Source organism: Embleya sp. NPDC127516 (genome assembly GCF_044765325.1).
Taxonomy (GTDB): Bacteria; Actinomycetota; Actinomycetes; order Streptomycetales; family Streptomycetaceae; genus Embleya.
Genome location: NZ_JBIWJT010000082.1, coordinates 1 through 6,032, shown reverse-complemented (window position 1 = coordinate 6,032; position 6,032 = coordinate 1). Strand labels below are relative to the sequence as shown.

The window sequence follows — 6,032 nt, the reverse complement described above, 5'->3', positions numbered from 1 at the left end:
CCCTCACACTCCGCGATCCGCCCGGCGAACACCGCCGACGAATCCAGCAACCCGGCAGCCATCCCCAACCACTGCGACCCCTGACCCGGGAACACGAACACCGCGCGGCGCGGGCCCTGCGCAATCCCCTGCACCACATTCGCCGCAGGCACCCCCGCGGCCAGCGCTGCCAGCCCGGCCGTCAGCTCCCCGAGGTCTGCGGCCAGGACAACGCTCCGGTGCGCCAGCACCGACCGCGAGGCGGCAAGCGAGAACGCCACCGCAGCCGGGTCCAGCTCCATCCGCCCGGCAAGGAACTCGGCCAGCCGGCCGGCTTGCGCCCGCAGCGCGGCTTCCGACCCGCCCGACACCACGAACGGCAGCGCAGCGCTCGACCGGGCCGTCTCCTCCGGAACGAATGTCGGCACGACGGCCGTCGCGGGCACCTGCTCCAGCACCACGTGCGCGTTCGTACCGCTGATCCCGAAGGAGGAGACGCCCGCCCGGCGCGGCCGGCCCGTGTCCGGCCACTCCCGTGCCTCGGTCAGCAATTCCACCGCACCAGCCGACCAGTCGACGTGCGAGGAGGGCGCGTCGACGTGCAGCGTGCGCGGAAGGATCCCTTCGCGCAGCGCCATCACCATCTTGATCACGCCGCCGACGCCCGATGCGGCCTGCGCGTGACCGATATTCGACTTCAACGACCCCAGGTACAGCGGCTGTTCGTCCCTCCGGTGCTGCCCGTACGTGTCGATCAGGGCCTGCGCCTCGATCGGGTCGCCGAGCGTCGTACCGGTGCCGTGCGCCTCGACGGCGTCCACGTCCTGCGCGCTCAACCCCGCATTCGCCAACGCCTGCCGGATCACCCGCTGCTGCGACGGTCCGTTCGGCGCGGTCAGTCCGTTGCTGGCACCGTCCTGATTGACGGCGGAACCGCGGACCACCGCGAGTACTCGGTGGCCGTTGCGCTCGGCGTCCGACAGCCGCTCCACCAGCAGTACGCCAACGCCCTCGGCCCAGGCCGTCCCGTCCGCGCCGTCCGCGAACGCCTTGCAGCGGCCGTCGTCGGAGAGTCCGCGCTGGCGGCTGAACTCGATGAACATGTCGGGGCTGGACATGATGGTGGCGCCACCGGCCAGGGCCATCGTGCACTCGCCCCGGCGCAGCGCCTGGGCGGCCAGGTGCAGCGCGACGAGCGAGGAGGAACAGGCGGTGTCGACGGTGACGGCAGGGCCCTCGAAGCCGAAGGAGTAGGCCAGCCGGCCCGAGGCGACGCTGCCGGTGGTCCCGGTGAGGCGGTAGCCCTCGACGGCTTCCGGCGTGCGGCTCAGCAGCGGCCCGTAGTCCTGCGACACGGCACCGATGAACACACCGGTCGCGCTGGCCTTCAGCGGCGCCGGGTCGATCCCGGCCCGCTCGAAGACCTCCCACGACGTTTCCAGGAGCAGCCGCTGTTGCGGGTCCATCGCGAGCGCCTCACGCGGCGAGATGCCGAAGAACTCGGCGTCGAAGTCGGCCACGTCGTCCAGGAATCCACCGGTACGGACGTAGGTCTTGCCCGAACTGTCGGAGTCGGGGTCGTAGATTCCTTCGAGGTCCCAGCCTCGGTCGGTGGGGAAGCCGGTGATCGCGTCGCGGCCGTCGGCCACCAGGCGCCACAGATCCTCCGGCGAACCGACCCCACCGGGGAACCGGCAGGCCATGCCGACGATCGCGATCGGCTCCTCGTCCCCGGCCGGGGACGAGAGCCCGGTCACGGCGGGCGGCGTCGCGCGCCGCTCGCTCAGGATCCGGGACCTGAGGTGCCGGGCCATCGCCGCGGGTGTCGGGTAGTCGAAGGTCAGGGAGCCGGACAGGTGCAGGGCGGTCGCGGCGTTGAGCCGGTTGCGCAGTTCGACCGCGGCCAATGAGTCGAACCCCGCCGCCTTGAACGTCTGTTCCGATGCGATCAGGTCCGCCGACGCGTGGCCCAGCACCATGGCGGCCTGCGTCCGTACCAAGTCGGTGAGCAGTTGGTCCTGTTCCGCGCCGGACAGCCCGGACAGCCGCTGCGACAGGGCTGATTCACCACCCGTCACCGTGGCCGCGACCTGTGCGGCACGGCGGACCCGGGCGCGGACCAGGCTGCGCAGCAGTGCGGGGGTCGCGCCGTGGGCGGCTTGGGTGCGCAGCGCCGTGTGGTCCAGCCGGACCGCGGCGAGGTTCGCGTCGCCGACGTGCAGGGCCGTTTCCAACAGGCCGAGGCCCTGTTCGGCCGTCAGCGCGGCGATGCCGGAGCGGCGCATCCTGGCGAGGTCCTGCCGGCCGAGTTGCCCGGTCATGCCACTCGCGTCGGCCCACAGGCCCCAGGCGAGGGAGGTGCCGGGGAGCCCGGCGCGCTGACGGTGGGCGGCGAGCGCGTCGAGGAAGGTATTCGCGGCGGCGTAGTTGGCTTGGCCCGGGGTGCCCAGCAGTCCCGCGATCGAGGAGAACAGGACGAAGGCGGAAAGGTCGTGGTCGGCGGTCAGTTCGTGCAGGTTGACCGCGCCGTCGACCTTGGCCCGCAGCACGCGTTCCAGTTGCTCGGGCGTCATGGACTCGATCAGCGCGTCGTCGACGACGCCTGCGGCGTGGACAACGGCGGTGAGTGGGGCGGCGTCCGGTATCCGCGCGAGGACTTCGGCGACAGCTTCCCGATCAACGGCGTCACATGCCTCGATGGTCACCCGGGCACCGAGATCGGTGAGTTCGGTCGCCAATTCGCCCACGCCGGGAGCGTCCGGGCCCCGGCGGCTCGCCAACACCAGGCTGCGGACGCCGTGTTCGGTGACCAGATGGCGAGCCACCAAAGCGCCCAGCGTGCCGGTGCCACCGGTGATCAGCACGGTCCCGTCGGGGTCGAGCGGCACCGGCATCCGTAGCACGAGCTTCCCGGTGTGCCGGGCCTGCGACATGAACCGAAACGCCTCCGGCGCGCGCCGCACATCGAAGGACCTCACCGGAAGCGGCGCCAGCACGCCCGACCCGAACAGCCTCAACACGTCGCCCAACAGCGATCCGATCCGCTCCGGCCCCGCGTCCAGCAGGTCGTACGCCTGATACGAGACCCCGGGATACCCGACCCGCACCGCCTCCGCATCCCGGATGTCGGTCTTGCCCATCTCCAACAACCGGCCACCATCGGCCAGGAGCCGCAGCGAGGCGTCCACGAACTCACCCGCGAGAGAGTTCAACACCACATCCACACCACGGCCGTCGGTCGCGGCTCGGAATCGGTCCTCGAACGCCGGCGTCCGGGACGAAGCGATGTGGGCGTCATCGAGACCCAGCGATCGCAGAGTGTCCCACTTGCCCTCACTCGCCGTCGCGAATACCTCGGCACCCAGATGACGCGCGATCTGCACCGCCGCCATCCCCACCCCACCCGCGCCGGCATGAACCAACACCGACTCACCGGCCCGCAGACCACCCAGCTCGACCAAGCCGTAATACGCCGTCAGGAACACCACCGGCACCGACGCCGCCTGCTCGAACGACCAGTCACCCGGCACCGAAGCCACCGTCCGCACATCGGCCACCGCCATCGGACCGAACGACGGGAACATCCCGAACACCCGATCACCCACCGCGAACTCGGACACCCCCGGACCGACCTCGGCCACCGCACCCGCGCCCTCGCCACCCATCGACGCGGCACCCGGATACACACCCAACGCGATCAACACATCGCGGAAGTTGAGACCGGCGGCCCGCACCGCGATGCGCACCTGACCTGCCCGCAAGGGCTCCAGCGCCTCCGGAGCCACCACCAACGCCAAATCGTCCAGCGTCCCGCGCGCTACACCGTCCAGTCGCCACGCGCCGGATGGCGGCACCAACGTCCCGCCCCGACCTGCCCGGACGAGCCTCGGCACGAGTACGGCGCCCGCGCGCACGGCGACCTGGCTCTCGCCTGCGGCCAGGGCGATGCGCGCCACCTCCTCGGGGTCCGCCGCATCGGCGGCCAGGTCCGGGTCGAGGTCGATCAGCAGGAACCGGTCGGGGTGCTCGCTCTGCGCCGACCGCACCAACCCCCACACGGGGGCGTGCACGAGGTCGACGACCGGATCACCGGGGGCTGCCGCCACCGCGCCGCGCGTCACCACTACGAAGCGCGGTGTCGCGGATTCGGCGGTCGCCGTCTCGGTCAGCCACGCCTGCACTGCCGTGAGGAGACGTACGGCCGCCGCCTCGGCGGCCCGCGCGAGGTCCGCGGTGACCACCTGTACCGGCGTGCAGTCATGGACGGTCACGTCCAAGGGAAGATCCAGGCCCGGTCCCGGGTCGGGGGTTTCGCCCGGTTCGGTGTCCGGCACGGGCCGGCCGACCGGTGTCCAGACCACCGGGTACAGGGAATCCGCCGCCGAGGAAGTGACGGCCGACCGTGCCGGGTCGGCTGTGCGCAGTTCGAGTGCCTCGGCGGAGAACACCGGCTGTCCGGTGCCGTCGGCGGCTTGGACCGCGATCGTGTCCGGGTTTCCGTCGACCATGGCCAGGCATACCCGGAGCGCGGACGCCCCGGCCGCGTACAGTTGCATGCCGCGCCACCCGAAGGGCAGCCGCATCGTCGGCTCCCGGCCCGGGCCGGCCGCGTCGAGATCATCCCCGACCAGAGCATGCAGGGCGGCATCGAGCAGGGCCGGATGGACCCCGAACCGGCCTGCGTCGTGCGTCTGTTCGGCGGGCAACTCGACCTCGGCGTACAGCTTGCCGTCCGGGCCCCGGTACAGCGTGCGCAGTCCCCGAAACGCGGGCCCGTAGCCGTAACCGGCTTCGGCGGCGCGGGCGTAGAAGCCGTCGATGTCGATCGGCTGTGCGCCGACCGGCGGCCAGCCGGCGAGATCGAACGCCGCTTCCGTGGCGTCCTCGGCGAGGAAACCGGTGGCGTGGCAGGTCCATTCGCCGTCCTCGCCCACCGCTTCGTCTCGGGAGTACACGCCGACTGCCCTGCGTCCGGCGGCGGTCGGCGGCTCCACCTGAACCTGGAGGGCGAGCGCGCCGTTCGCGGGGACCACGAGCGGTGCCTGGAGGGTCAGTTCGTCGACGCGGCGGCAGTCCGTCCGGTCGCCCGCTTGGACGGCCAGATCCGCGAAGGCGGTTCCGGGCAGCAGTACCGTCCCCGCGACGGCGTGGTCGCGTAGCCAGGGCTGGGCTTGAAGGGAGATCCGGCCGGTCAGCATGACCGCGTCGGAGCCGGCGAGACGTACGGTCGCCGCGAGCAGGGAGTGTTCGGCAGCCACCAGCCCGAGTCCGGCGGCGTCGGCGGGTGCGCCCGCGGTGCCGTCGAGCCAGTAGAGCCGGCGTTGGAAGGCATAGGTGGGCAGGTCGAGGTGTCGGCGCGCGGCGGGCGTGAGCACCGCGGACCAGTCGGTCCTGTAGCCGCGCACGTGCGCGAACGCAAGCGCGGAGAGCAACGCGTCGCACTCCGCGCGGTCCCGGCGCAGTGCGGAGGTGGCCGCGATGTCGGCGGCGGTACCTTCCTCCGCAGCGGTCGCCGAGGCAACGCAATCGTGGACCAGTGCCGTCAATACTCCGTCGGGGCCCAGTTCCAGGAAGGTTCCGACGCCGGCCGCGCGCAGGTGTTCCACGCCGTCGGAGAAGCGCACGGCCCCGCGCACCTGCCCTACCCAGTAGTCCGGGTCACTCAACTCCTCGATACTCGCGGGCCGTCCGGTCAGGTTGGAGACGATCGGCAGGGCCGGCCGGCCGAAGGTCACGGTGGCGAGGACGCCCCGGAATTCGGCCAGCATCGCGTCCATCCGCAGGGAATGGAACGCGTGACTGACCGTCAGCCGCTTGGTCTTGCGCCCCCGCGCCGCGAAGTCGGCCGCCACCCGAAGCACCGGCTCCTCGTCACCGGAAAGCACAACCGAGGTCGGGCCGTTCACCGCCGCGAGACCCGCCGTATCGCCGACTCCCGCCGCCGCCAGCGCCGTCGTCACCTCGGCCTCGGCGGCCTGCACCGCGACCATCGCACCACCCGCCGGGAGCGCCTGCATCAACCGGCCCCGCGCGGCCACCACCACGGCCGCGTC

General features: G+C 72.0%; 1 protein-coding gene. It reads right to left on the bottom strand.

Annotated features, from left to right (window positions below):
• A partial coding sequence (locus ACIRL2_RS51145; RefSeq protein ID WP_402242656.1) for an SDR family NAD(P)-dependent oxidoreductase occupies positions 1-6,032 on the bottom strand: 6,032 nt, incomplete at both ends.